This is a genomic window from Microbacterium sp. NPDC055455 (assembly GCF_053619935.1).
Genome location: NZ_JBSHLB010000005.1, coordinates 273,556 through 298,094, shown reverse-complemented (window position 1 = coordinate 298,094; position 24,539 = coordinate 273,556). Strand labels below are relative to the sequence as shown.

The window sequence follows — 24,539 nt, the reverse complement described above, 5'->3', positions numbered from 1 at the left end:
CGCCGGCGCCGACGCCCGCCGCCGCGCCGGTCCCCGCCGCTGCGGCGGCGCCGGTCCCGGCCGGACCGGTGACCCTGGAGCGCATGAAGGACGCCTGGCCGCAGGTGCTCGGTCGCCTGGAGGACGTCAGCAGGTCCTCGTGGATGCTCGCCTCCGGCGCACGGCTCCTCGGGCTGGACGATGACGTCCTCACGCTCGGCTTCGGGAGCCAGACGGACGTCGTGAAGTTCAAGCACCTCGCCGCCGGCAAGGGCCCGAGCGAGGACCTCCGCCAGGCGATCCTCGCCGAGCTCGGCATCCGGGTGAAGTACATCGCGCGGCACGACTCCGGCGGTGGCTCCGGCGGGCCGGCGGCCCCCGGTGGTCCCGGCGGCCCGGCCGCACCGGACCCGGCAGGAGCGTCAGGCGAGGGTCGAGCGCCCGCGCCCGACCGACCGGCACGGCCGACCGGCGCATCGCCGCAGACGGCACCCGCGGCGGCCCGCCACCACGGCCCGGCACCTTCCGCGTCGGCGGCTCCCGCTCCGCGGTCCCAGGCGAGCGGACCTTCCCGCGACGCCGCAGGCCCCGCACCCAGGGCGTCCGCGCCCGCCGCGCCGCGCTCGGCGACGGGCACCGGCTCCTATGGCGCCCGTGCGGCTGCCGCCCCGGTCACCGAGTGGGCCGTCGCGCCGATCCCGTCCGACGACGACGCGCCCCCGCCCGACCCCGGTCCCGCCGCCATGCCCAGCCAGTTCGCCGTCGACGACGAGCCGGAGGACGCCGGCGCGGCGCCCGTCCGCGTCGCGACGCTCGCGCCCGCGCGCGAGGGCGAGGTCCTGCCGCCCTCCGAGGTCGCACCGTCGATCGAGCGCGACGACGACGATGACGATGTCGATGATGAGAGCGCTGCGATCGCCGACGTCCCCGTGCCCCCCACGGTGGCGCCGCCGCTGGTGCCCTCTGTGAGGACGCGCAACGGCGGCGTGCAGCGGTACGGCGAGGCCGTCGTCCGTCAGGTGCTCGGCGCCCGATTCGTGCGCGAAGAGCCCTACGAGCCGCCCACGAGGTTCAGCTAGGCCATGTACGACGGCATCGTCCAGGATCTGATCGACGAGTTCGGCCGCCTTCCCGGCATCGGCCCGAAGTCCGCGCAGCGCATCGCCTTCCACATCCTGCAGACCCCGAACTTCGACGTCTCCCACCTCGCCGAGCTGCTCAGCGAAGTCCGCGAGAAGGTGCGCTTCTGCGAGGTGTGCGGCAACGTCACGGAGCAGGAGCGCTGCTCGATCTGTCGCGACCCACGGCGCAATCACACCCTGATCTGCGTCGTGGAGGACGCGAAGGACGTCGCCGCCATCGAGCGCACGAGGGAGTTCCGCGGCCTGTACCACGTGCTCGGCGGGGCCATCAGCCCGATCGCCGGCATCGGCCCGGACGATCTGCGCATCACGCAGCTCATGCAGCGCCTCGCCGACGGCACCGTGCAGGAGGTCATCCTCGCCACCAACCCCAACCTCGAGGGCGAGGCGACCGCCACATACCTGAGCCGTCTGCTGCACACCCTCGAGATCGCCGTCACCCGTCTCGCCTCCGGGCTCCCCGTCGGCGGCGACCTCGAGTACGCCGACGAGGTCACCCTCGGGCGGGCGTTCGAAGGGCGCCGCTCGGTCTAGCCGCGATGTCGGAAGTCCGCCGTATATTGGCGGTCGTCCGCCTCGCGGGCGCGGCGGTGTCGGTCCAGTCTTGGTCGACGACGGTCCGATGCCGCGCGGGTGCCGGCATCTGAGACGGAAGGACCCCATGTACTCCTCGCAGCGCTTCGACATGCGTGCGTGGCTGCTCTTCGCCGCGATGGCGGTGCTGTGGGGCATCCCGTACCTGTTCATCAGCATCGCGGTCGAGTCGTACTCGCCGGCGGCGGTCGTGGCGGGCCGCACGCTGCTCGGTGCGCTGCTGCTGCTGCCGTTCGCGCTGAAGCAGAAGGCGCTGCGCCCGGCGTTCTCGAAGATCGGCTGGGTGCTCGTGTTCGGCGCCATCGAGATGGCGGGCCCGTTCCTGCTCCTCGGCCACGCCGAGCAGACCCTTCCCTCCGGGCTCACCGGCCTCCTCGTCGCCACCGTGCCGCTGTTCGCCGCGCTCATCGCCTTCGGCGGCGGCGACCGCTCGGTGCTGAGCCCCGCCCGGGCGATCGGTCTCGTCGTCGGGTTCGTCGGCGTGTTCGTCATCGTCGCGGGGCCCGGCCTGGCCGTCGAGGGCGGAGGCGGACTCCTCGCCGTCGGCGAGGTGCTGCTCGTGGCTCTGCTCTACGCCATCGCGCCGTTCGTCATCGCCACGAAGCTCCGCGATGTGCCTGCGCTCGGCACGATCACGCTCGCGCTGCTCGCGGTGGGCATCTTCTACACCCCCATCGCGTTCCTCACGCAGCATCAGGTCCCGACGGTCGAGAGCACGGTGTCGCTCGTCCTGCTCGCGGTGCTCTGCACAGCCGTGGCCTTCATCGCCTTCTTCGCGCTGATCGCGCGCGTCGGCCCGGTGCGGGCGCCGCTGTTCACGTACGTGAACCCGGTCGTCGCGATCGTGCTCGGCACGATAGTCCTGAGCGAGCCGCTCACCGCCGGGCTGCTCGTCGGCTTCCCCCTGGTCATCGTGGGCTGCTGGCTCGCCGCCACGGGAGGGCGGCTGCGAGCGCCGCGGGCCGAGGCGGAGTTCCCGCCCATCCCGTCGCCGTGACGGGCGATCGGGTCATTCGGGCTCAGCGCAGGACTTCCACAAGCACGATCCACGACACCATCAGCGCGGCCATGATGCCGACGATCGAGCCGACGGCGAACCACAGCAGCCCGTGGCCCTGGCCGGCCGCGAGCAGCGCGCCGCCCACGAGATACGCCAGCGGTGCGATGAAGCCCACCGCTGCCTTGCCTGCCCGGAGCCGGTTCCGCGGATGCCGGTTCTCGAAGATCCGTCGCGCAGCCTGCACGGCGAACGCGGCCGCGCCGACCGCCAGCAGGCACATCGCGACGCCGTAGCCCTGCAGGCCGATGCCCGGGATGAGCCCGATGGCCGAGCCGGCCAGCGCCAGGACGAGCCCCGCGATCCCGGCGGCGAGGCGGGCGGTGAGCGAGGCCTCCTTGATGATCTCGGCGATGTTCACGCTCGCCGCCACGATCACCAGGCCCGCGAGGGCGGCCGTCGCGCCCACCATGGCGACGTTGAACTCCGACCAGGCCTCGATCTGCTCCATGGCACGGATGCTAGCGCGCGGCGGCGCCGCCACGCGGCGCACAGAATCGGAACCTTTCAGCGACACGCCGATCCTCGCGCGCCCCGCGCCGCGTGTCGCCGCAGATCTCCGATCCTGTGCTGCGGTGAGCCGGCGGACGCCGCGGGCCCGTCACATGACCGGGCGCGCATGGGCGCGTCCGTAAGATGGAACGTCGGGTGCGGCATCCGTTCCCGCCCGCCCCTCGAGACACGCGTGGAGACTCATCGTGGCGCTCATCGTCCAGAAGTACGGCGGATCGTCGGTCGCCGACGCCGAGAGCATCAAGCGCGTCGCGAAGCGCATCGTCGACACCCGCCGCGCCGGTCATGACGTCGTCGTCGCCGTCAGCGCCATGGGCGACACGACCGACGAGCTCCTCGACCTCGCCGGCCAGGTCGCGCCGATCCCGGCGCCCCGCGAGTTGGACATGCTGCTGTCCAGCGGCGAGCGCATCTCGATGGCGCTGCTGGCGATGGCCATCCACTCGATGGGCTTCGAGGCCCGCTCGTTCACCGGCAGCCAGGCCGGCATGATCACGACGGCCGACCACGGATCCGCGCGGATCGTCGACGTCACCCCGATCCGCCTGCGCGAGGCGCTCGAAGAGGGCGCCATCGTCATCGTCGCGGGATTCCAGGGCTTCAACCGCGACACCCGCGACATCACGACCCTCGGTCGCGGCGGCTCCGACACCACCGCCGTCGCGCTCGCCGCGGCGCTCGAGGCCGACGTGTGCGAGATCTACAGCGATGTGGACGGCATCTTCACCGCCGACCCCCGCGTCGTGCCGAAGGCCCGCAAGCTCGGCGCGGTCTCCGCCGAGGAGATGCTCGAGCTCGCCGCGAACGGCGCGAAGGTGCTGTACATCCGCGCTGTCGAGTACGCCCGCCGCCACGGCGTGCTGATCCACGCCCGCTCCACGTTCAGCTCGGGCGTGGGGACCTACGTGCTCGGCCCGGGGATGAGCATCCCCGACGCCGGAGAGGGAGAAGAGATGGAAGAGCCCATCGTCGCCGGAGTCGCCACCGACCTCGGCCAGGCCAAGATCACGATCATCGGCGTCCCCGACGTTCCCGGCAAGGCGGCCGAGATCTTCAAGGTCGTTGCGAAGTCCGGCGCCAACGTCGACATGATCGTGCAGAACGTGTCGGCGGCCGCCACCGGGCGCACCGACATCTCGTTCACGCTCCCCAAGACCGACGCCGCCATCGCGCTCAAGGCGCTCGCCGGCGACCAGGCCGAGATCGGCTTCGAGAACCTCGTGCACGACGACCAGATCGGCAAGCTGTCGGTCGTCGGCGCCGGCATGCGCACGCACTCCGGCGTCTCGGCGACCCTCTTCGAGGCCCTGAGCGTCGCCGGCATCAACATCGAGATGATCTCGACCTCCGAGATCCGCATCTCGGTCGTGGTCCGAGGCGACGACCTCGCCGAAGCGGCGCGGGTCGTGCACACCGCGTACGACCTGGACGGCGACGTCGAGGCGACGGTCTACGCCGGCACCGGTCGCTGACGCGAGCGGCAGAGGATGACGGATGCCGCGATCCGCGGCATCCCCCCGCTCCGGCGTCAGCCCGCCGAGACGTCGCGACCGTCGGTGAGCAGACCCTCGACGAGCGCTTCGACGATGTCGTCGGTCGGAGTGTCCGCGTCGATGGACACGGTCAGCCGATCGAGGATCAGTCCCTCGATCGCGTAGTGGAAGAGGGCGATCTCGAACGCGCCGCCGGGCAGCCCTGCGGACTCGTTGAACGCGACGTCGGCGGCGAAGCCGGCGCGCATCCACGCCCCCAGCGCGTCGGCGATCTCCTGGGAACGCGCAGCCTCCAGGCGGAGGGTGAAGAGTGCGAGCGTCACCTCCCGCTCCGACGTCAGCCGGCGCACGATGTCGCGTGTGTAGTCGGCGAACAGTGCGCGGTCGGCGGGGCGGTCCTGCCATCTGGCGTGCACGGCCGGGTCGGGCGCCAACCGCTCGCCGATCCGCTCCACGAGCGCTGAGATCAGCAGGTTCCGGCTGCGGAAGTAGTTCGACGCCGTTCCCGTCGGCACGCCGGCCCGGGCGTCGACCGCCCGATGGGTGAGCCCTCGCATGCCCTCCGCCGCCAGCACGGAGATTCCGGCATCCGCCAGCAGGCGCCGTCGCTCCTCGTTACGTGCCACGGGATCAGCGTAGCAAATCCACGACAGATGTCGCAGTCTGGCATCCACTACACATGTCGTGAAAGGATCCACATGCGCGATCTCGTCTACTACGCCGCCGTCAGCCTCGATGGACGGATCGCGTCGCCGCGCGGGGCTTTCGACGCCTTTCCCGTCGAGGGCGACCACATCGACGTCATCAACGCAGAGTGGGCTGACACCGTCCCCGGTGCGATGTACGACGCGCGGGGCATGAGCGCGCCGCGCGGGCGATTCTCGACCGTGCTGATGGGCTGGAACACGTTCGCCGCAGGGCTGGAGTTCACCGACAGCCCGTACCCCCACCTCGAGCAGATCGTGTTCTCGCGAACACGCACCTCGGCGGACGTCGGCGCCGGTGTGCGGATCACCGCCGAGGACCCGCGTGCCGTCGTCGCCGAGCTGAAGGCGCAGCAGGCCGCCGATATCTGGCTCTGCGGCGGGGGAGTGCTCGCCACGGAGCTGCGGGAGCACATCGACCGTCTCGTCCTCAAAGTGAACCCCATCGTCTTCGGCGACGGCCTTCCGCTGTTCGCCGGCGGGTATGCGCCGTCGTCGTTCGTGCTGGAGCGCTCGCGCAGCTTCGCGTCCGGCGTCGTGATGAACGAGTACCGCCGCGCGTAACCGCGGCCCGGGCTCAGGGCTGCGAAAGGTAGAATCGGGCGCATCCCGCGCGTCCGACGGTGTCCGCGCGTCCGCTCCACGCTTGTGCCCACGCTGAGGAACCACCCATGACCCGCATCTCCGATTCAGGACTCTCCGTCGCCGTCGTCGGCGCCACCGGCCAGGTCGGCGGCGCGATGATCGACATTCTCGAGGAGCGAGGGTTCGCGGTGCGCGAGCTCCGGGCGTTCGCGACGGCCCGCTCGGCCGGATCGGACGTGGTGTTCCGCGGCCAGGCCGTGACCGTCGAGGATGTCGCCACGGCCGAGCTCGGCGGCATCGACATCGCCCTCTTCTCGGCCGGAGCGACCGGCAGCCGCGCGCACGCGCCCCGCTTCGCCGAGGCGGGCGCCGTCGTCATCGACAACTCCAGCGCCTGGCGCATGGACCCCGACGTGCCGCTCGTCGTGAGCGAGGTCAACCCGCACGCGATCGCCGAGGCGCGCAAGGGCATCATCGCCAACCCCAACTGCACCACCATGGCCGCGATGCCGGTGCTGAAGGTGCTCGACGCCGAGGCGGGACTCGAGCGGCTGATCGTCAGCACCTACCAGGCCGTGAGCGGCTCCGGCGTCGCGGGCGTGCAGGAGCTGCTCGGCCAGGTCGAGGGCGTGCTGGCGCAGGGCGGCGTCGAGCGGCTGGCGCGCGACGGGTCCGCGCTGGACTTCCCCCAGCCGGAGAAGTACATCGCCCCGATCGCCTTCGACGTCATCCCGTTCGCCGGCAGCCTCGTCGAGGACGGCCTCAACGAGACCGACGAAGAGAAGAAGCTGCGCAACGAGAGCCGCAAGATCCTCGAGCTGCCCGACCTGCGGGTCGCCGGAACGTGCGTGCGCGTCCCGGTCTTCACCGGCCACTCGCTCAGCATCAACGTCGAGTTCGCCCGCGAGATCACCCCCGAGCGTGCGCGCGAGCTGCTCGCGAGCGCACCCGGCGTGAAGCTCGAGGAGGTCCCCACGCCGCTGCAGGCCGCCGGTACCGACCCCAGCTACGTCGGCCGCATCCGCGCCGACCGGTCCGCGCCGGAGGGCAAGGGGCTCGTCCTCTTCATCTCCAACGACAACCTGCGCAAGGGCGCGGCACTCAACGCGGTGCAGATCGCCGAGCTCGTCGCCGCGAACCTCGGCGCGAGCGTCTGACGCCGAGCGCCGGCACCCTCCGCGCTTGCCGCCGGGGCAAGAACGCGCGGATTTTCCGGTCGCGCCGCCGTCCCCGGTCTGGGCCGCTTTCGGGGCGAACTAGAATCGTCTGGTGACCGAAACGCCCTCCGACGCCCTGCCCAGCCCCGACGACAGCGACCTCCCCACCGGCACGGTCGATGTCCTGCTGATCGGCGGCGGGATCATGAGCGCGACGCTCGGCACCCTGCTGCAGGAGGTCCAGCCCGACCTCAAGATCGCCCTGTTCGAGCGGCTCAGCGACGTCGCCATGGAGAGCTCGAACGCGTGGAACAACGCCGGCACGGGTCACGCCGCACTCTGCGAGCTCAACTACATGCCCGAGGGCAAGGACGGCTCGGTCGACCCGGCGAAGGCCATCTCGATCAACGAGCAGTTCCAGCAGAGCCGCCAGCTCTGGTCTTCGCTCGTCGACGAGGGCGTGCTCGATGCGCCGTCGACGTTCATCAACTCCACGCCGCACATGACGTTCGTGCGCGGCGAGAAGGATGTCGCGTACCTCAAGAAGCGCTACGAGGCGCTGAAGGATGAGCCGCTCTTCGCCGGCATCGAGTACAGCGAGGACTCCCGCGTCATCAACACGTGGGCGCCGCTGCTCATGCAGAAGCGCCGGAAGGGCGAGCCCTTCGCCGCGACCCGCGTGCCCGCCGGCACCGACGTCGACTTCGGCGCCCTCACCCGCCAGCTCGTCGACCGCCTCGCCGAGAACGGCGCCGACGTCCGCACCAACACCGAGGTGCGCAGCCTCAAGCGTCTTCCCGACGGCACCTGGCGCGTGAAGTACCGGCGCACGATCGGACGCACGCCCGGTGAGATCCGCGCGAAGTTCGTCTTCGTCGGCGCCGGCGGCTGGGCCCTCAAGCTGCTGCAGCGCTCCGGCATCCCCGAGATCTCGGGGTACGGCGTGTTCCCCATCGGCGGTCAGTGGCTGAAGACCACCAACCCCGCCATCGTGTCGCAGCACAAGGCGAAGGTGTACTCGCAGGCGTCGGTCGGCGCGCCGCCCATGTCGGTGCCGCACCTCGACACGCGGGTCGTCGACGGTGAGGCATCCCTGCTGTTCGGGCCGTTCGCGACGTTCAGCCCCAAGTTCCTCAAGAACGGCTCCTGGTTCGACATCGTCGGCCAAGTGCGTCCGGGCAACCTGGGGCCGATGCTCAAAGTCGCGTGGGACAACCCCAGCCTCATCTCGTATCTCGTCGGCGAGCTGCTGAAGAACCACAAGAAGAAGGTCGACAGCCTGCGTGTCTTCATGCCGACGGCGAAGGATGAGGACTGGGAGCTGCTGCAGGCCGGGCAGCGCGCGCAGGTCATGAAGAAGGACCCCGAGAAGGGCGGCATCCTGCAGTTCGGCACCGAGGTCGTCACCGGCGCCGACGGCACCATCGCGGGCCTGCTCGGCGCCTCGCCGGGAGCCTCGACCGCGGTGTCGATCATGCTGGGCCTGATGAAGACGTGCTTCCCCGACCGCATCCAGGCGTGGGAGCCGCGTCTGCGCGAGCTCATCCCGAGCTACGGCGAGACCCTCAACGCGCGCCCTGAGACCGCGCGCGAGCTCCTCGGCGAGACGGCGGAGACGCTGGCCCTCACCGCGTGATCCGCCGATGAGGCGGTGGTCCCTGCGATCCTGTGAGCGCGGGGTGCTCGACCCCTAGGGTGGGGGGCATGCCGGTGTCAGGACGCGCACGGCGCGGCTGGGGGATCGCCGCGGCGTCCATCGTCGCGGTGCTCGTGGCGGGGGCTGTGGCGCTCGCGACGGGTGAGCGCGCGCCCGCCGCCTTCTCCGCGCGCGGCCCCGAGCGACCGCCGGTGATCGGCGCGCTGGCGGCGGCATCCGTCGACGACTTCTCATTCGACTCGTTCGACGCGGACTACTGGCTCGTCCGGGGCACCGGAGATCGCAGCCGGCTGCTCACGACCGAGACGATCGTCGCCCGGTTCCCCGAGTTCGACCAGAACAAGGGCATGGTGCGCGCGCTGCCGGTCGTCGACAGCGGCATTCCGCTGGGCACCGTCGTGCTCGGCGTCACGGGCGAGGACGGCGTCGCGATCCCGTGGTGGACCGAGCGGGACGGCGATTGGATCTACGTCCTCACCGGCGACGACTCGTACGTCCACGGCGCGCAGACGTACGTCATCACCTACGAGATGAGCGACGTCGTGCTGCGGTACGAGGACACCGCGGCCGACGAGTTCTATTGGGACACCGTGGGCACCGACCACGCCCAGCCGTTCGATGTCGTCCACGCCGACGTGCATGTGGCGACGGATGCCGCGACCGCCGTCATCGACGGGCGCGTGTTCTGCTACACCGGGCCGGCGGGCTCCAGCGAGCAGTGCGACATCGAGCGGGCGGACGCCCCGGAGGCGCTGCCGGAGGAGGTCTCGTGGTGGGCCATGGCGTCGGGCTCGTCGGCGACCAGCGCCGTCGCGTTCCGCGCCGCCGACCAGGGGCTCGGACCCGACGAGAACGTCACTGTGGCGATCGGCTTCGAGCGCGGCACGTTCGCCGCGCCCAGCCCTCCGCCACCTCCGCCGTACCCGTGGTGGCTGTGGATCCTCCCGCTGCTCGCCCTGCTCTCGGGCGTCGGCGGCCTCGCCTTCCTGCTCGTGGTCAAGGCGGCGGCGCGCCGCAACCCCGACCGGTCGCCGGTGATCGTGCAGTACGCGCCGCCTGCCGACGAGTCGCTCACGCTGTCGGCGGGCGTGCTGGATGTGCCCCAGCGCGCGCTGGCGGCGCACGTGGTCGACCTCGCCGTCAAGGATGCCGTGGAGTTGCGCGCCAGCGGCGACCGGCGGGACGCCGACGACTTCGAGGTGGTGCTGCGCGAGACCGCCGGCCTGGACGCGGACGAGCGGAGGATCGTCGACACCCTGTTCGGGCGCAAGGCCGAATCCGGCGCCGACGTCGACCTCGGAGCGTTCGCCGCCAACCCGCCGCCGCGCGCGGTCACGTACGTGCGGCGGATCGACGAGTTCACCGTCCAACGGGGCTACCGCAGCAAGCTGCCGGCCTGGATCGGACGGACGCGCGGCTTCATCCAGACGACGGGGATGCCTCTCGCGCTCCTTCTGATCTTCTTCGCGGACGGCGCCTTCGTGGTGCTCGGGCCCCTTGGGACGCTCGGTGACGTGCTCTACTTCGCGGCACTCGGGAGCGCCTTCTTCGCGTTCATCGGCCTTCCCTTCGTGTCGCTGCCGACGTCGACCCTGACCGTCGCCGGCGGGATGCACCGGACCTACCTCGACGGCATCCGCGAGTACCTCGCCCTCGCCGAGGAGGACCGCCTGCGCGCCGCGCAGTCGCCGCGGACGGCGGACCTCGTGTCGTCCGGGCGCCGCCCGTACGGGGAAGCGCCCGGCGGGCGCGGGGCAGACGTGGTCAACCTGTACGAGCGGCTGCTGCCCTACGCGGTGCTGTTCGGCATGGAGCGGGAGTGGGTGCGGGTGATCCGCGCGGCGGCGGGGACCGAGACGGCGACGGACCTGGCGCTCTTCGACGCGGTGACCTCCCGCTCGCTCGCTGACGCGTCCTCGTCGATCGGCCGCCTGGCTGCGACCCCCGTCTCGCGACCGGGGTCCTCCTCGAGCTCCTCGTCGGGCTCGAGCTGGTCGTCATCCGGCGGCTCGTCGGGCGGCGGCTTCTCCGGCGGCGGGGGCGGCGGCGGAGGCTTCGGCGGCCGCTGAGCCCGGAGCGCGGTGACGACACCGACTACGCTCGATCCGTGGCAAAGCTGTACTTCCGCTACGGGGCGATGAACTCCGGCAAGTCGACGTCCCTTCTGCAGGCCGCGTACAACTACGAGGAGCGGGGACAGCACGTGCTGCTGGCGAAGCCGGCGATCGACACGAAGGGCGCCGACCAGATCGACAGCCGGCTCGGCGTCAAGCGCACGGTGGACTTCCTGATCGCCCCCGACGCCGATCTGCGCACGCTGTTCGCCGAGCATCGCGCGCGGGTGAAGCGGGATGCCGCATCCGCCCTCGTGCCGGAGTCGGACGAGCACGAGGTCGACGTCGCGTGCCTCCTCATCGATGAGGCGCAGTTCCTCACCAGGACGCAGGTGGACGATCTGCTGCGGATCGTGGTGATGGACGGCGTGCCCGTGCTCGCCTACGGGATCCGCACCGACTTCCAGACGCAGGCGTTCCCCGGCTCGGCCCGCCTGCTGGAGCTCGCCCACAGTCTCGAAGAGCTCAAGACGATCTGCCGATGCGGCCGCAAGGCGCTCTTCAACGCCCGGCTCGTCGGCGGACGATTCGTCTTCGACGGCGACCAGGTCGCGATCGACGAGCTCACCGCCGAGCGCGTCACGTACGAGTCGCTGTGCGCCGAGGACTACTTGCGCGCGTCGGGCGGCCGCCTGCAGTAGGCGAAGGGCCGCTCACGCGGGCTCGGCCGCGCGGCGCCGCCGGCGGGGGAGCGGGACGAGCATCGACGTGCTGCGCTGGTAGTCGCGGTACGCCGGATACTTCGAGGCGGAGATCGACTCGGTGAAGATCGTGGAGCCGATGAACAGGATGGTGAGGCCCACGGCGCCGGCGATCGTGCCGTTCAGCCAGCTGCCGCCGTCGGCCACGAGGGCGGCAGCTCCGAGCGCGTAGAACACCCACCACTGCGCCTGCTCGAAGAAGAAGTTCGGATGGCGGCTGTAGGCGAAGAGTCCGGTCGACAGGAAGCCAGGCTCGAGTGTGCCGCCCGCCTGCCTCTTCGCGCGGTGGAACTCCCACTGCTGCTGGTCGGCCACCGTCTCGCCCGCGAGGAAGCCGGCGAACAGGACCGCGAACGCCGCGTCCCATGCCGTGAAGGGGACGGGATGCTGCCACGCGACGTACGCGGGAAGCGTGATGAGCACCAGCAGGGCGCTCTGCGCGAGCACGATGAAGAGGAGGTTGAACAGCTGGAACTGCCAGGATGTCATGCGGCTGCGCAGGACGGCCCAGCGATAGTCCTCCATGCCGGTGTAGCCGCCCTTGCGGGCGAAGTTGAAGGTGAGACGCACGCCCCAGGCCGTCACGAGCACGGCCATGACGATGAGGCGTGTGGCGTCGACGCCGGACGTCAGCGCGGCGCCGGCGAAGATCCACACGTAGACGACCGGGACGATGGACCACAGTCGGTCGATCCACGACGTCTCGTGGGTGATGAGCGAGGTGATCCAGCAGAACGCGGCGGCGATGCCCGCGACGATGAGGACCAGGACGAGGGGATCCATGTCGTCAGGGTAGCGCCCACGGCGCCTCCGGGCGCGACATCCGCCGGCACACGGGTTGTCTGTGGTCCGACCACAAGTTATCGTGGTCTGACCACACCGCGCCCTTCAACGGGGAGGGCCGACATCGACGAGGAGACCCGTGGCAGGCACTCCCACACCGCAGGCTGCGATCGCCCCCGCGCGCGCCTGGCGCGTGGTGCTCGAGAAGATCGAGGCGGACCTGCTCGACGGCGCCCTGCGGCCGGGGGATCGCCTCCCTCCAGAGCGGGAGCTCGCCACGACCCTCGGCGTCGGCCGATCGAGCGTGCGCGAGGCGCTGCGGGTGCTGGAGGTCATGGGCCTCATCCGCACCGGCACCGGCTCCGGCCCGACATCCGGTGCCATCATCATCGCGACACCGCAGGGCGGGATGTCGGCGCTGCTGCGCCTGCAGGTCGCCGCTCAGGGCTTTCCGCTGGACGACGTCGTCGCCACCCGCCTCGCGCTGGAGTCGGCGGTCGTCGAGACGCTCGCGGCCGACCCGGAGCGTTCAACGGCCCAGGGCCGCACGATCGTCGATGCGATGGAGGCCGCCGACCTCACGCCCCCCGAGTTCCTCGCCCTCGACGCGCAGCTGCACCTGGCGCTGGCCGAGGCGTCGGGCAACGTCGTCATCGTCGCGATGATGGCGGGTCTGCGCACGGCGATCGAGTCCTACGTGCAGGCCGGGGCGGCGAGGATCCCCGACTGGGATGCCGCCGTCGCCCGTCTGCGCGCCGAGCATCGGGCGATCCTCGAGGCCGTCGATGCGGGCGACGGTGCCCGCGCCCGCGCCCTCGTCCACGACCACATCACCGGCTACTACGCACAGGCGGGCCTCGCCCGCGCCAACGACTGAGCCCCACAGAGAAACCGAAAGGGACCCCCATGGTCACCCGTCAGCTTCCGCGCCCCGCCGAGCTGCTCGAGCTCATGCAGTTCAAGAAGCCCGAGCTCAACGCCAAGAAGCGCCGGCTGGACGCCGCGCTCACGATCGACGACCTGCGCACGATCGCCAAGCGTCGCACGCCCAAGGCCGCATTCGACTACACCGACGGTGCGGCGGAGGGCGAGCTCTCCCTCACCCGCGCGCGGCAGGCGTTCCAGGACGTCGAGTTCCACCCCGACATCCTCCGCCCCGCCGAGAACGTCGACATGTCGACGGAGATCCTCGGCGGCCCGTCCGCCCTTCCCTTCGGCATCGCGCCGACGGGCTTCACGCGCCTCATGCAGACCGAGGGCGAGACCGCGGGGGCGAGTGCGGCCGGCGCCGCCGGCATCCCGTTCACGCTCTCGACGCTCGGCACGACCTCGATCGAGGACGTCAAGAAGGCGAACCCGAACGGACGCAACTGGTTCCAGCTCTACGTCATGCGCGATCGGGAGATCTCGTACGGGCTCGCGCGCCGCGCGGCCGCGGCGGGCTTCGACACGCTGCAGTTCACGGTCGACACGCCCGTCGCCGGCGCCCGCCTGCGCGACAAGCGCAACGGCTTCTCGATCCCGCCCCAGCTCACGCTGGGCACGATCATCAACGCGATCCCGCGCCCGTGGTGGTGGTACGACTTCCTCACCACGCCGAAGCTCGAGTTCGCGTCGCTGTCGACCACCGGAGGGACTGTCGGCGAGCTGCTCAACTCGGCGATGGACCCGACGATCAGCTACGACGATCTCGCTGTCATCCGCGACATCTGGCCCGGCAAGATCGTGGTCAAGGGTGTCCAGAACGTGGACGACTCCAAGCGCCTCATCGACGCCGGGGTGGACGGCATCATCCTGTCCAACCACGGCGGCCGCCAGCTCGACCGCGCGCCGATCCCCTTCCGCCTGCTGCCCGAGGTGGTGCGCGAAGTGGGCAAGGACGCCACGGTCATGATCGACACCGGCATCATGAACGGCGCCGACATCGTCGCGTCGGTCGCGCTCGGTGCCAAGTTCACCCTCATCGGCCGCGCGTACCTCTACGGGCTGATGGCCGGCGGACGCGAAGGCGTGGACCGGACCATCGCGATCCTGCGCAGCGAGATCGAGCGCACCATGAAGCTGCTGGGCGTGTCGACGCTGGCGGAGCTCGAGCCGCGGCACGTGACCCAGCTCACGCGCCTCATGCCCCTCGCCGGCGCCCCGGCCGAGGCCGCGGGCGGCGGGGCGCCTCGCGTGCGCGTCGCGTCGGGCGCGTCCGCACGCGCTCCGAAGAGCACGGCCAACGGCAAGGCGGATGCCGCGGCATCCCGTCCCGCGAAGGCCTCGGCGTCACGCCCCAAGGCCTGACGTCACGAGACGAAGGGGTGCCCGCCGGAAACGGCGGGCACCCCTTCTCGTCGTGTGCGGTGGCGCCTCAGACGCGCACCGGAAGCGTGGGGATGAGCTCTTCGAGGTAGTCGGCGGTGTCCTCCCAGCCGTCCACGGCATGGCACCGCACCCCCATCGCCAGCACCGGGTAGTCGTTGCCGTCGGGATCGAGGCGGTCGCCGACGAAGAGCATGTCGTCGAGCGCGATGCCGGTCTGCTCCGACAGTCGGCGCATGCCGTAGGCCTTGTCGATGCCCCGCTCGGTGATGTCGACCGAGGTGGAGCCGCCGGAGCGCACCTCGAGGTCGGGGAGGAGCGCCGCGACGGCCGCGCGCAGCGCGTTCTTCTTCTCACCGGTCGGGTCCCATGCCATCTTCTCGGCGACGGGAGCCTGCTGGCCGAGGGCGGAGAAGGTGATCTGCGAACCGCGGTCCTCGAGGATGTCGCCCCAGGTGTCGGACTCCCAGAGGCCCAGGCGGCGGGCCTCGCTCTCCACGGCGGCGAGGGCGCGGGCCTTCTGGTCGGCCGTCAGCGAGCGCTTGTAGACGGTCACGACGCCGTCGTCGGACAGCCGGTAGTACTGGGTACCGCACGTCGGCAGCAGGTGCATGCGGCCCCGGGCATCGGCGGTCGCGTCGGGCAGCCTGTCGACCACCTGGCTGGTGAACTGCGCGAGCTGACCACCGGAGATGATCGCGACGTCGACGCGCTCGGCGAGCGCCACGAGCAGGTCGCCGATGCGCGGGTCGATGCGGCTCTTGCTCGGTGCGAGGGTGTCGTCCAGATCGAAGGCGACGAGGCGGGGCGAGGCGCTGTCTGTCACGAGTCCGTCCTTTCGCGCGAGAGGCCCCGCCTTCCGGCGGAGCCTCTCAGTGGTCGGGGTGACAGGATTTGAACCTGCGGCCTCTTCGTCCCGAACGAAGCGCGCTACCAAGCTGCGCCACACCCCGTTTTGCAACCCTCCGAGTCTAACCGATGTCGAGCCGTGCTCCGAACCAGGGGCGGCGGGGGCGGCGGGATGCCACGACGGCGGCGCCCGCCGACAGGAGCATCACCGCGATCGCGGTCGGCACGCGAAGCGTGCCGGGGTCGGCACCCGTCGCCGGAAGCTGCGGGGCGTTCGCCGCGGGCGTCGCCGTCCGCGTCGCCGTCGGCGATGGCGCGACGACGCGCGTCGTCTCGTTCTCGACGCCGCACACCCCGAGGTGGACGATCTGCCCGGCCGCATCGAGCGCCTGCTCCTGCCAGTAGTACGTTCCGGCCTCATCCACGGGCGGCGAGGTCACCGTGTGGTCGCCCGTCGCCGTCACCAGGATCTCGTCGCTGCGCCAGACCAGGTTCTCCTCGGTGCACGTCTCCGCGGCCGGAGTGCCCTCGACCGCGCGATAGACCGCGGATGTGATGCGCAGCCCGTCGGCCGGTAGAGGATGCCCGACGTGCACGGTGTCGCTGAGGCGATCGCCCGGCGCAGCGAGCGGCAGTGCGGTGGTCGTGATCGCCGGGACCATGGTGACCTGGCTGCGCTCGCCGAACTCCTCGCTCCAGCGGTAGCCCACGCCGGTGCGCTCGGCGACCTCCTCCGTCTGCTGCGCGCCGGAGATGCTCCAGACAGCGGTGTAGAAGCCTGCCTCCGTCATCTCTTCGTCCGAGGTCACCCGGTACGCCGCGGTGGGTCCTGTCGCGGGGTCGCTGGTCAGCGCGAGCGTGGCCACCGGCTCGGCATCCGGCGGGGCGTCCCCCGTCACCGGCTCCGTGTCGGTGCGGTACACCGCGGCCTCGGCGGTCACGGGCAGGTACGAGCCGTCCTCGCCGCGGGGCCATGTTCCCTCCTCGGCGTGGAACGTCACGTCGTCTACGAACCGCCCGCCCGGTACGTAGCGGCTGACCACCTGGGTCGTGATGGTGGGCGCGAAGGGGAGAGCGCGCGGCGCGGCATCCGCACCGCTCACCTCGAAAGACACGTCGCCTGCCGGCCCCGCGGTGTCCTGCCCGCCCGGCGTCGTGAAATGCCGCACGGCGGCGACGAGCCCCGCGGTGAACCGGCCCGTGCCGCTGACGCTGAAGGGGCGACCCTCCGCGGGAGGGACGGCCGCGATCGCGTAGTCGACGCCGGGGACGGCCCCGTCGCGGGTCGCGGCGCCGGTGTCTGCGAACACCGCGTTGACGAGCGACAGCGAGCCGGTGGCGGACGTGACCGTCGCGTCGACGCGCACGCTGCCGGCCAGGGCATCGCCCGGATCGGTGGTGAAGACCATCGTCCCGGTCGCGGTCGTCGGCGCGGCCACGGCGCGGGCCTCGTCGTAGTAGGCCACGGCGAGCGCCTGCACCGCCGCGCTGTGCTGCGGAGCGAGCGCCGAGAGCGTCCAATGGATCGCGCCGGCCAGCGAATCGCCGGGATAGCCGAAGGCCTGGAGCGTCTCGTCCCAGTCGGCGATCGCCTTGACCGACCAGCCGACGGCGGCCGCGGTGACGGGGTCGTCGGTCTGACCGTACGTGGTGACGAGGAAGTTGATGCCGGCGAGCTGCTGGGGCGTGAGTCCGGCGGCTGTCGTGCTGAGCCCGAGGTCCGTGGTGGACCCGGTCGGGGCCAGAGCGCCGGGCGTGATGCAGTAGGTGTGCACACCGTCGACGAGCATCGAGCCGTGCCAGCCGTAACGCGAGATCGGCGCCCAGCTGCCGAAGCCGCTGCCCTGCGATGCGGCGTGCGCAGGCTGGGGGGCCAGCAGGGCCACCAGCAGATGGACCACGATCGCGATGGTCAGGGCGAGCGCCGAGACGGCGGGCGGAAGGCCGCGACGACGCGCACGCAGCAGCCTCACGATCAAGGGCGGCCGGGGCGGACGCGGATCGTAAAGCGGTGGGCGGCGTGGGGCGGTTCTCGTCAGCACGTCCCGAGCCTGGCGCCCGCGCGGCCGCGCGGGGATCACGAACGGCAGCACCGGTGGACAGCGGGGCGTCAGGTGCGGCCTGGGGAGGAGGCGCGTGCCGCGGGACGGCGAGCGCCGTCGAGCGCCGGCCGGCCGCCGTCAGGGGCGGGGGAGGAGGGTCAGCAGGGACGCCTCCGGGCGGCACGCGAAGCGCACGGGGGCGTAGATCGAGTGTCCGATGCCGGCGCTGACGTTCAGCGGCGCCGTCCGGCCGGCATGGGTCCACTCGCTCAGGCCGCGGGCCTGCCGGAGCGGGATGTCGCAGTTGGCCACGAGCGCCCCGAAGCCCGGCACCCGGACCTGTCCGCCGTGGGTGTGCCCTGCGAAGATCGCGTCCGCTCCGAGGTCGACGAAGTCGTCGAGCACGCGCCGATAGGGTGCATGCGTCACGCCGATGGTGAGATCCGCGGAGCCGTCCGCGCGCAGCTGCGAGACCAGGCCGGGGAGCACCTCGAGATCGTCCCACCCGCGGTGGGCGTCGCTGACGCCGAACGCGGCGATGCGCAGGTCTCCGGCATCCAGCGTCCCGCCGGCGTTGTTGAGATTCAGCCAGCCCAGCTCGTCGGCGAGGTAGCCGTCCAGCGCGTCGGTGTCGAGCGGCTCGGCCGTGTGGGTGACCTTCGAGGGCCCGGTGAAGTACCGGAGCGGGTTGCGTGGAGAGGGCGCCGCGTGGTCGTTGGATCCGTGGACGAAGACGCCCGGGATGCCGCGCAGGGGGTCGAACGCGGTGCGCAGCCCCCGCAGCCCGTCGGGGTGGCCCATGTTGTCGCCGGTGTTGACGACGAGGTCCGGCTGCAGCTCGGCGAGCGCAGCCATCCACCGCTGCTTGCGTCGTTGCCACGGAGCCATGTGCGCGTCCGAGACGTGGAGCACCCGCATCGGGCGGGCGCCGGCCGGAAGCACGGCGAGCTCATGGAACCGCACGGTGAACAGGTGGCGTTCGATGCCGATGCCCCACACCGCGGCACCCGCGGCGACCGCCCCCACCGTGCCGAGCACGGTGAGGGCGGTGCGAGCCGGAGACGACGGCACTAGTCGTCGCCGTTGCCGTTGTTGCCGCGGCCTCCGCCGCCGCCGCCGCAGTCGGCCGCGCTGTAATCGACCGTGATGCCGGCATTGCGGTTGACGACGGTGCCCGCGGCGGGGTTGGTCCCGCCGGTGCGCGACTGATTGCCCAGGGAGGCGTCCTGCGTGCAGGTGCCGTCGCTGACGTTGCCGAATCCGGCGCTGCGCAGCGCGCGCTTGGCGTCCTCCAGCGTGCGACCCGACACATCGGGCACCGCGATGCCCTGCCCGTTGCTCGGGCTGATCGTGACCACCGTGCCTGCCGCAACTCGGCCGGCACCGGGGTTCTGCCCGGCCACGACGCCTTCGGGCTGGTCGGAATCCACCGGATCGCCGACGACCACACCGAAGCCGGCGTTCTCCAGGATGGCGGTCGCCTCGTCGATCGACCTGCCGACCACGTCGGGCAGGTCTGTCAGCACCTGCTTCGTGAGCTCGGCATCGGGGCTCGCGAACCGGTCACCGCCGTAGGCGGCGTTGGCGGCGCCCTGCACCCAGCGGGCGATCGAGTAGCGGATGTCGGACAGCCGCCGGTCGTTGTACCAGGTCTTGAAGATGTCGCCGCCGCCCTCGATGTTGCCCGCCCACGTGGCGGTCGCGACCTTGGTGCTGGAGGTGATGAGCCACGACTGGATGGACTCGTGGGTACCGGTCTTGCCGATGAGCGGCACGCCGTCGCGCGGGTTGCCCTGCGCACCCGTACCACCGTTCATGACGCCCTGCAGCGCGTACGCGGCGGTCGCGGCGACCCGGGGATCGAGCACCTGGCTGCACGCGCGCTCGGGCTTGGGCAGCTCGTTGCCGTCCGAGTCCGTCACGCGGTCGATCACCTGGGGCTGGCAGTAGACGCCGTTGTTGGCGACCGTGGCGTACGCCTCGGCCATCGCCAGCGGCGAGACCGCGGCCGTGCCGATGACAGACGACAGGTTGGTCATCTGCACCTCCGTGCCGTTCGCCTGGGTGACGCCCATCTTGGTGGCGACCTTTTCGATGTCGCAGAGGTCGAGCTTCTCGGCCATGGCGAAGTAGCCGGTGTTGAGCGAATCCGCGGTGAACCGCATCGGGGTCCCGTAGTACCCCCGGTTCTTGCCGAAGTTGTTCACCAGCGTGTTGCCCTCGTTGTACCAGTCGCCGTCGCACGAGTTCGTCATCTTCTTGAAGACGTGCAGCGTGCCGTTGAGGCGCTCGTTGACAGACTTGCCCTTCTCGAGCCAGTCGAGGAGTGTGAACAGCTTGAACGTCGATCCGGCGTTGAACCCGGTCGAGTTGCCGAACTGCTTGTCGCCGGCGAAGACCAGCGACGAGAAGTTCGGGTCGGCCGAGACGGCCGCATCCTCGCTGAAGGACGTGTTCTGCGCCATGGCGAGGATGCGCCCGGTCGTGGCCTCCACGCTCACCGTGGTCGAGCCGAACCGGCCCGGGACCCCGATGTCGGGCGAGATCGGCATCTCGATGGAGGTCGGAGCGTACGTCGCGATGGCATCCTCGGCCGGCGTCTGGATGCGCGGGTCGAGCGTCGTGTAGACGTTCAGCCCACCGCGCTGCAGGGTCTCCTGCCGGTCCTCGGTCGACTCGCCGAAGGCGGGGTCGTTGAGGATCACGTACTTGACGTACTGGCAGAAGTAGGCGGCGCGGCCGGCGGCGGCGCAGCCGGTCTTCGGCGGGTTGATGGTCGGGGTGATCGGCCACACCGCAGCCTCGACGAACTGCTCGCGGGTGATCTTGCCGTCCTCGAGCATGCGGTCGAGCACGTACAGCTGGCGCACCTTGGTGGAGGTGTAGCCGTCAGCGGCCGCCAGCTTCTGCTCCTCGGTGATGTCGCCCGAGGCGACCAGACCGTCGAGCGCGGAGAGGTTCGCGCCCTCGTCGATGACGCCGTCGGGCGCCTTGTTGAAGGTCGCGCCGTCCGAGCCGAAGATGGAGCCGCCGGGGCGGTCGATGCGGTAGTTGTTGGGGTTCTGCACCATGCCGGCGAGGGTCGCCGCCTGTGCGACCGTCAGGCTCGCGGCGTTCGTGCTGAAGTAGTAGCGGGCGGCGGCCTCGATGCCGTACGTGATGCCGCCGAAGTTGGCGATGTTCATGTAGCCGAGCAGGATGTCGTTCTTCGAGTACTTCTGCTCCAGCGCGATGGCGTAGCGCATCTCCTGCAGCTTGCGGGTGTACCCCTCGGTGCCTTCGGCGGTCGTGGCCTCGACCCAGCAGTTGCGCAGCGCGTCGTCACGGCTCGTCTTGACCTTCGGCGCGCCGTTCTCGTCGACGATGATCTCGCCGGCCTCGTCGGTCTCGTACTCCGTCTCGGCGTTCTGCTCGCACTTCTGGATGAGCACGTTCTTGACGTACTGCTGGCTGATCGACGACCCGCCCTGGGTCTCGCCGCCGCCCTGCGCGTTGGAGAGGAGGGCGCGCGTCGTGCCGATGAGGTCGATGCCGCCGTGCTGGTAGTAGCGGGGGTCCTCACTGGAGAGGAGCGCGTCGTACATCACCGGGGAGATCTGATCGAACGCGACGGGGGTGCGGTCCTGCTCGAGGAACTGCGTCATCAGCACCGGCTCGCCCGTGTTGGGGTCGGTGTAGTAGAAGTTGCTCGGGAGCATGAGCTTGTCGAGCTCGAGCACGCTCGGGAGATTGTCGAACATCGTGATCGCGCGCTCGGCCGCGGTGCTCGTGATGGCGACCGCGGGGGTGACCGTGGCGGCGATGAGGACACCGGCTGCGGCACTGAGACCGACGAGGCCGGCGAGTCCGCCGAGCACACCGGTGGCCGTGCGTTTGGTATCAGGCATAGGCTTGATCGTAGGGGACATACCTGGGCGATTCCCTGACGGACGTGCGCCCGCGAAGATGTTTCCCAGCCTTCACCAGCCGTCACTTTCCCTGACCGAGGAGTCGCGATGACGACGTGGGAATACCTCACCACGCCCCTTCTGATCCACAACACCGCCGCGATCCTCAACAACTGGGGCAAGCAGGGCTGGGAGCTCGTCCAGGTCGTGCCCGGCCCCGAGGGCGGCCTCGTCGCCTACTTCAAGCGGCCCTCGGGCGGCGGCCAGCAGAATGCCGGACTGGATGCCGCGGCCCAGGCCGCCCGGCAGTTCGAGGGGTCGTGAGCATGAGCGTGAGCGACCGCCTCGCCGAGCTGGGCATCGACCTTCCCGACGTCGTGCCGCCCGTCGCGGCCTACGTGCCGGCGAAGGCATACGGCGACCTCGTCTACACCGCCGGCCAGCTGCCGATGGTCTCGGGCGCGCTGCCGGCGACCGGGAAGGTCGGTGACGGCCACGGCCTCGTGCCGGCGGTCGACGCCAAGGACTATGCACGGCAGAGCGCCCTGAACGCGATCGCCGCGGCCGCCGCGGCGGTCGGCGGCGTCGACCGGCTCACCGGCGTGGTGAAGGTCACCGGGTTCGTGGCATCCGTCCCCGAGTTCACCGGCCAGCCCGGCGTCATCAACGGCGCCAGCGAGGTGCTCGGCGACATCTTCGGCGAGGCAGGCAAGCACGCCCGCTCCGCGGTCGGCGTTCCGGTGCTGCCGCTGGATGCCCCCGTCGAGGTCGAGGTCGTCTTCTCGTACGCCTGAGACGACGGAGCGGATGCCGCAGCCCAGGGCTGCGGCATCCGCTCTTCTCGTTCCCCTACCGGACCTGCGCCGAGATGACCGACATGACCATCGTGTCGGCGAGCGTCGTGGTGTCGCCGACCTCGCGGCCCTCCGCGACGTCGCGGAGGAGGCGCCGCATGATCTTGCCGGAGCGTGTCTTGGGCAGCTCTCCGACGATGTAGACGTCTCGCGGCCGGGCGATCGGGCCGATCTGCTCGCCGACCCAGACGCGCAGGTTCTGGGCGAGGCCGTCCGGCGCGTGCTCCGCGAGGTACGACTGCTTGATGATCACGAAGGCGACGACGGCCTGCCCGGTCGTCTCGTCGGAGGCGCCCACGACGGCCGCCTCGGCCACGGCTTCGTTGCCGACGAGGGCCGACTCGATCTCGGTCGTCGACAGGCGGTGGCCCGACACGTTCATGACGTCGTCGACGCGACCCAGCAGCCACACGTCGCCGTCGTCGTCGAGCCGGGCGCCGTCGCCGGCGAAGTAGTAGCCCTGCGTGCGGAACTTCTCCCAGTACGTCTCGACGAAGCGCTCGGGGTCGCCCCAGATGCCGCGCAGCATCGACGGCCACGGCTCGGTGACGACCAGCAGCCCGCCGTTGCCGTTGCCGACGTGCGAGCCGTCCTCGTCGACCACGTCGATCGAGATGCCGGGCAGCGGCACCTGCGCGGAGCCCGGCTTCGTCTCGGTCACGCCGGGGAGGGCGGAGATCATGATCGAGCCCGTCTCGGTCTGCCACCACGTGTCGACGATCGGCGCCGTCTTGCCGCCGATGATCTTGCGGTACCACATCCACGCCTCGGGGTTGATGGGCTCGCCCACGGATCCGAGCAGGCGCAGCGACGACAGGTCGTACTGCTTGGGGATGGCGCGGCCCAGCTTCATGAAGGAGCGGATCGCGGTCGGCGCCGTGTAGAGGACGGTCACGCCGTACTTCTGCACGATCTCCCACCAGCGCCCCGGGTGCGGCGTGTCGGGCGTGCCCTCGTACAGCACCTGCGTCGCGCCGTTGGCCAGCGGGCCGTACGTGACGTAGCTGTGCCCGGTGACCCAGCCGATGTCGGCGGTGCACCAGAAGACGTCGGACTCGGGGTGGATGTCGTGCACGACCTTGTTGGTGAACGCGGACTGCGTCAGGTACCCGCCCGAGGTGTGGAGGATGCCCTTCGGCTTTCCTGTCGTCCCCGAGGTGTAGAGGATGAACAGCGGATTCTCGGACGGGAACGCCTGGGCCTCGTGGTCGCCCGATGCCTGCGGCACGACGTCGTGCCACCACAGGTCGCGGCCCTCGGTCCAGTCCACCTCGTTCTGGCCGCGCTTGACGACGAGCACGTGCTCGACCGTCTCCTGCGCACCCGCGCCGCGGTCGCCGAGCGCGAGGTCGACGGCGGGCTTCAGCGGCGAGACCTTGCCCTTGCGGTAGCCTCCGTCGGCGGTGATGACGAGCTTCGCGCCGGCGTCGTCGATGCGGGCGCGCAGGCTGTCGGCGGAGAACCCGCCGAAGACGACGGAGTGGATGGCGCCGATGCGCGCGACCGCGAGCATCGAGGCGATCGCCTCGGGGATCATGGGCATGTAGATGGCGACACGGTCGCCGGCGCCGACGCCGAGGCCCTCCAGCACGTTGGCGAGCCGCTTGACCTCGTCGGTCAGCTCGGCGTAGGTCACCCGGCGCGCGTCGCCGGGCTCGCCCTCCCACAGCAGCGCGACACGGTCGCCGTTGCCCGCCTCGACGTGACGGTCGAGGCAGTTGTAGGCCACGTTCAGCTCGCCGTCGTCGAACCACTTGGCGAACGGGGGGTTCGACCAGTCGAGCACCTGGGTGAACGGCTTGTGCCAGTGCAGGTCGCGGGCCTGCTCGGCCCAGAAGCCCAGCCGGTCGGCTTTCGCCCGCTCGTAGAGGGCGGCCGTCGCGACGGCGTGGCCGGCGAACTCCGCGCTGGGGGCGAAGCGCCGATCCTCGTTCAGCAGGTGGTCGATCTGGCTGCTGGCGGGGTGCGTGACCGGAATCTGTTCGCTCATGGGAGCGCGCTCCTTTGCGGGCTTGAGGGAGGCCGGCGGGGTGCCGGTGAGTCTGCCAGGAAATGTACCCAGGCCGCTCGGGGGCGGCTACCCCCGATAGTAGGTGGCTGCGGATATCGGACTCCCACCGA

The 24,539-nt window shown here is 70.9% G+C and carries 20 protein-coding genes, 1 tRNA gene and 1 pseudogene; 13 read left to right on the top strand and 9 right to left on the bottom strand.

All coding sequences use genetic code 11. The annotated features are described in order from the left end of the window. From ACWGUG_RS14890 to ACWGUG_RS14880, 3 genes and pseudogenes are all read left to right on the top strand, one after another. Positions 1–1,058, top strand: a pseudogene (locus ACWGUG_RS14890) (DNA polymerase III subunit gamma and tau); the annotation flags it as partial. Positions 1,059–1,061: 3 nt separating this feature from the next. Next, positions 1,062–1,655: a recombination mediator RecR gene (gene recR / locus ACWGUG_RS14885; protein ID WP_336396757.1), complete on the top strand. Its 594-nt coding sequence runs from the start codon at positions 1,062–1,064 to the stop codon at positions 1,653–1,655. 127 nt (positions 1,656–1,782) lie between these two features. After that, positions 1,783–2,712: a DMT family transporter gene (locus ACWGUG_RS14880; RefSeq protein ID WP_336396756.1), complete on the top strand. Its 930-nt coding sequence runs from the start codon at positions 1,783–1,785 to the stop codon at positions 2,710–2,712. A gap of 22 nt (positions 2,713–2,734) precedes the next feature. Here the strand turns inward: ACWGUG_RS14880 and ACWGUG_RS14875 are convergent, their stop codons facing one another. After that, entirely contained in the window at positions 2,735–3,223 is a 489-nt protein-coding gene (locus tag ACWGUG_RS14875; RefSeq protein WP_452325138.1) for a hypothetical protein, read from the bottom strand. Positions 3,224–3,470: 247 nt separating this feature from the next. Here ACWGUG_RS14875 and ACWGUG_RS14870 point away from each other — a divergent pair, with 247 nt between their 5' ends. Beyond that, on the top strand, positions 3,471–4,757 hold the full coding sequence (locus ACWGUG_RS14870) for an aspartate kinase (protein ID WP_336396754.1): 1,287 nt from the start codon (positions 3,471–3,473) through the stop codon (positions 4,755–4,757). 56 nt (positions 4,758–4,813) lie between these two features. Here ACWGUG_RS14870 and ACWGUG_RS14865 read toward each other — a convergent pair whose 3' ends face one another. After that, positions 4,814–5,404 carry a TetR/AcrR family transcriptional regulator gene (locus tag ACWGUG_RS14865; protein WP_336396753.1) on the bottom strand — a complete coding sequence of 197 codons (591 nt, stop codon included), beginning with the start codon at positions 5,402–5,404 and terminating at the stop codon, positions 4,814–4,816. A gap of 72 nt (positions 5,405–5,476) precedes the next feature. Here ACWGUG_RS14865 and ACWGUG_RS14860 point away from each other — a divergent pair, with 72 nt between their 5' ends. The 5 genes from ACWGUG_RS14860 (at position 5,477) to ACWGUG_RS14840 (ending at position 11,636) form a co-directional block, all read left to right on the top strand. Beyond that, entirely contained in the window at positions 5,477–6,046 is a 570-nt protein-coding gene (locus tag ACWGUG_RS14860) for a dihydrofolate reductase family protein (RefSeq protein ID WP_378882103.1), read from the top strand. A gap of 107 nt (positions 6,047–6,153) precedes the next feature. Then, on the top strand, positions 6,154–7,224 hold the full coding sequence (locus ACWGUG_RS14855) for an aspartate-semialdehyde dehydrogenase (protein WP_452325137.1): 1,071 nt from the start codon (positions 6,154–6,156) through the stop codon (positions 7,222–7,224). A gap of 136 nt (positions 7,225–7,360) precedes the next feature. Continuing rightward, positions 7,361–8,860 carry a malate:quinone oxidoreductase gene (locus ACWGUG_RS14850; protein WP_336396774.1) on the top strand — a complete coding sequence of 500 codons (1,500 nt, stop codon included), beginning with the start codon at positions 7,361–7,363 and terminating at the stop codon, positions 8,858–8,860. A gap of 68 nt (positions 8,861–8,928) precedes the next feature. Further along, entirely contained in the window at positions 8,929–10,950 is a 2,022-nt protein-coding gene (locus tag ACWGUG_RS14845; protein WP_452325136.1) for a DUF2207 domain-containing protein, read from the top strand. Between the two features lie 38 nt (positions 10,951–10,988). Then, positions 10,989–11,636 carry a thymidine kinase gene (locus tag ACWGUG_RS14840; protein WP_336396749.1) on the top strand — a complete coding sequence of 216 codons (648 nt, stop codon included), beginning with the start codon at positions 10,989–10,991 and terminating at the stop codon, positions 11,634–11,636. A gap of 12 nt (positions 11,637–11,648) precedes the next feature. Here ACWGUG_RS14840 and ACWGUG_RS14835 read toward each other — a convergent pair whose 3' ends face one another. Beyond that, positions 11,649–12,479, bottom strand: coding sequence for a DUF1295 domain-containing protein (locus tag ACWGUG_RS14835; RefSeq protein ID WP_452325135.1), 831 nt, complete (start codon positions 12,477–12,479; stop codon positions 11,649–11,651). A gap of 139 nt (positions 12,480–12,618) precedes the next feature. Between ACWGUG_RS14835 and ACWGUG_RS14830 the strand changes: the two genes are divergently transcribed. Together ACWGUG_RS14830 and ACWGUG_RS14825 are read left to right on the top strand one after the other, a co-directional pair. Continuing rightward, the gene (locus ACWGUG_RS14830; RefSeq protein WP_378882091.1) at positions 12,619–13,356 is read left to right on the top strand and encodes a FadR/GntR family transcriptional regulator; all 738 of its coding nucleotides are present in this window, start codon (positions 12,619–12,621) and stop codon (positions 13,354–13,356) included. Between the two features lie 29 nt (positions 13,357–13,385). Next, positions 13,386–14,768 carry an alpha-hydroxy acid oxidase gene (locus tag ACWGUG_RS14825; protein ID WP_452325134.1) on the top strand — a complete coding sequence of 461 codons (1,383 nt, stop codon included), beginning with the start codon at positions 13,386–13,388 and terminating at the stop codon, positions 14,766–14,768. A gap of 67 nt (positions 14,769–14,835) precedes the next feature. Here the strand turns inward: ACWGUG_RS14825 and ACWGUG_RS14820 are convergent, their stop codons facing one another. From ACWGUG_RS14820 to ACWGUG_RS14800, 5 genes are all read right to left on the bottom strand, one after another. Beyond that, positions 14,836–15,612, bottom strand: a complete 777-nt coding sequence (locus tag ACWGUG_RS14820; RefSeq protein WP_452325133.1) for an HAD-IIB family hydrolase — start codon at positions 15,610–15,612, stop codon at positions 14,836–14,838. A 50-nt stretch (positions 15,613–15,662) separates the two neighbouring features. Continuing rightward, positions 15,663–15,739, bottom strand: a tRNA-Pro gene (locus ACWGUG_RS14815). Between the two features lie 18 nt (positions 15,740–15,757). Further along, positions 15,758–17,608 (bottom strand): hypothetical protein, encoded by a 1,851-nt coding sequence (locus ACWGUG_RS14810; protein ID WP_452325132.1) that lies wholly within the window; start codon positions 17,606–17,608, stop codon positions 15,758–15,760. Between the two features lie 207 nt (positions 17,609–17,815). After that, positions 17,816–18,748: a metallophosphoesterase gene (locus tag ACWGUG_RS14805; RefSeq protein WP_378882083.1), complete on the bottom strand. Its 933-nt coding sequence runs from the start codon at positions 18,746–18,748 to the stop codon at positions 17,816–17,818. Then, a complete protein-coding gene (locus ACWGUG_RS14800; protein WP_378882081.1) occupies positions 18,748–21,564 on the bottom strand; it encodes a transglycosylase domain-containing protein in 2,817 nt (938 codons plus the stop codon). The genes ACWGUG_RS14805 and ACWGUG_RS14800 overlap by 1 nt, the downstream gene beginning before the upstream one ends. A 108-nt stretch (positions 21,565–21,672) precedes the next feature. Here ACWGUG_RS14800 and ACWGUG_RS14795 point away from each other — a divergent pair, with 108 nt between their 5' ends. Both ACWGUG_RS14795 and ACWGUG_RS14790 read left to right on the top strand, forming a co-directional pair. Then, positions 21,673–21,888, top strand: a complete 216-nt coding sequence (locus ACWGUG_RS14795; protein ID WP_336396741.1) for a hypothetical protein — start codon at positions 21,673–21,675, stop codon at positions 21,886–21,888. Between the two features lie 2 nt (positions 21,889–21,890). After that, positions 21,891–22,358: a RidA family protein gene (locus ACWGUG_RS14790; protein ID WP_452325131.1), complete on the top strand. Its 468-nt coding sequence runs from the start codon at positions 21,891–21,893 to the stop codon at positions 22,356–22,358. Between the two features lie 55 nt (positions 22,359–22,413). Here the strand turns inward: ACWGUG_RS14790 and acs are convergent, their stop codons facing one another. Beyond that, positions 22,414–24,408, bottom strand: coding sequence for an acetate--CoA ligase (gene acs / locus ACWGUG_RS14785; protein WP_452325130.1), 1,995 nt, complete (start codon positions 24,406–24,408; stop codon positions 22,414–22,416). Between the last annotated feature and the right edge of the window lie 131 nt (positions 24,409–24,539).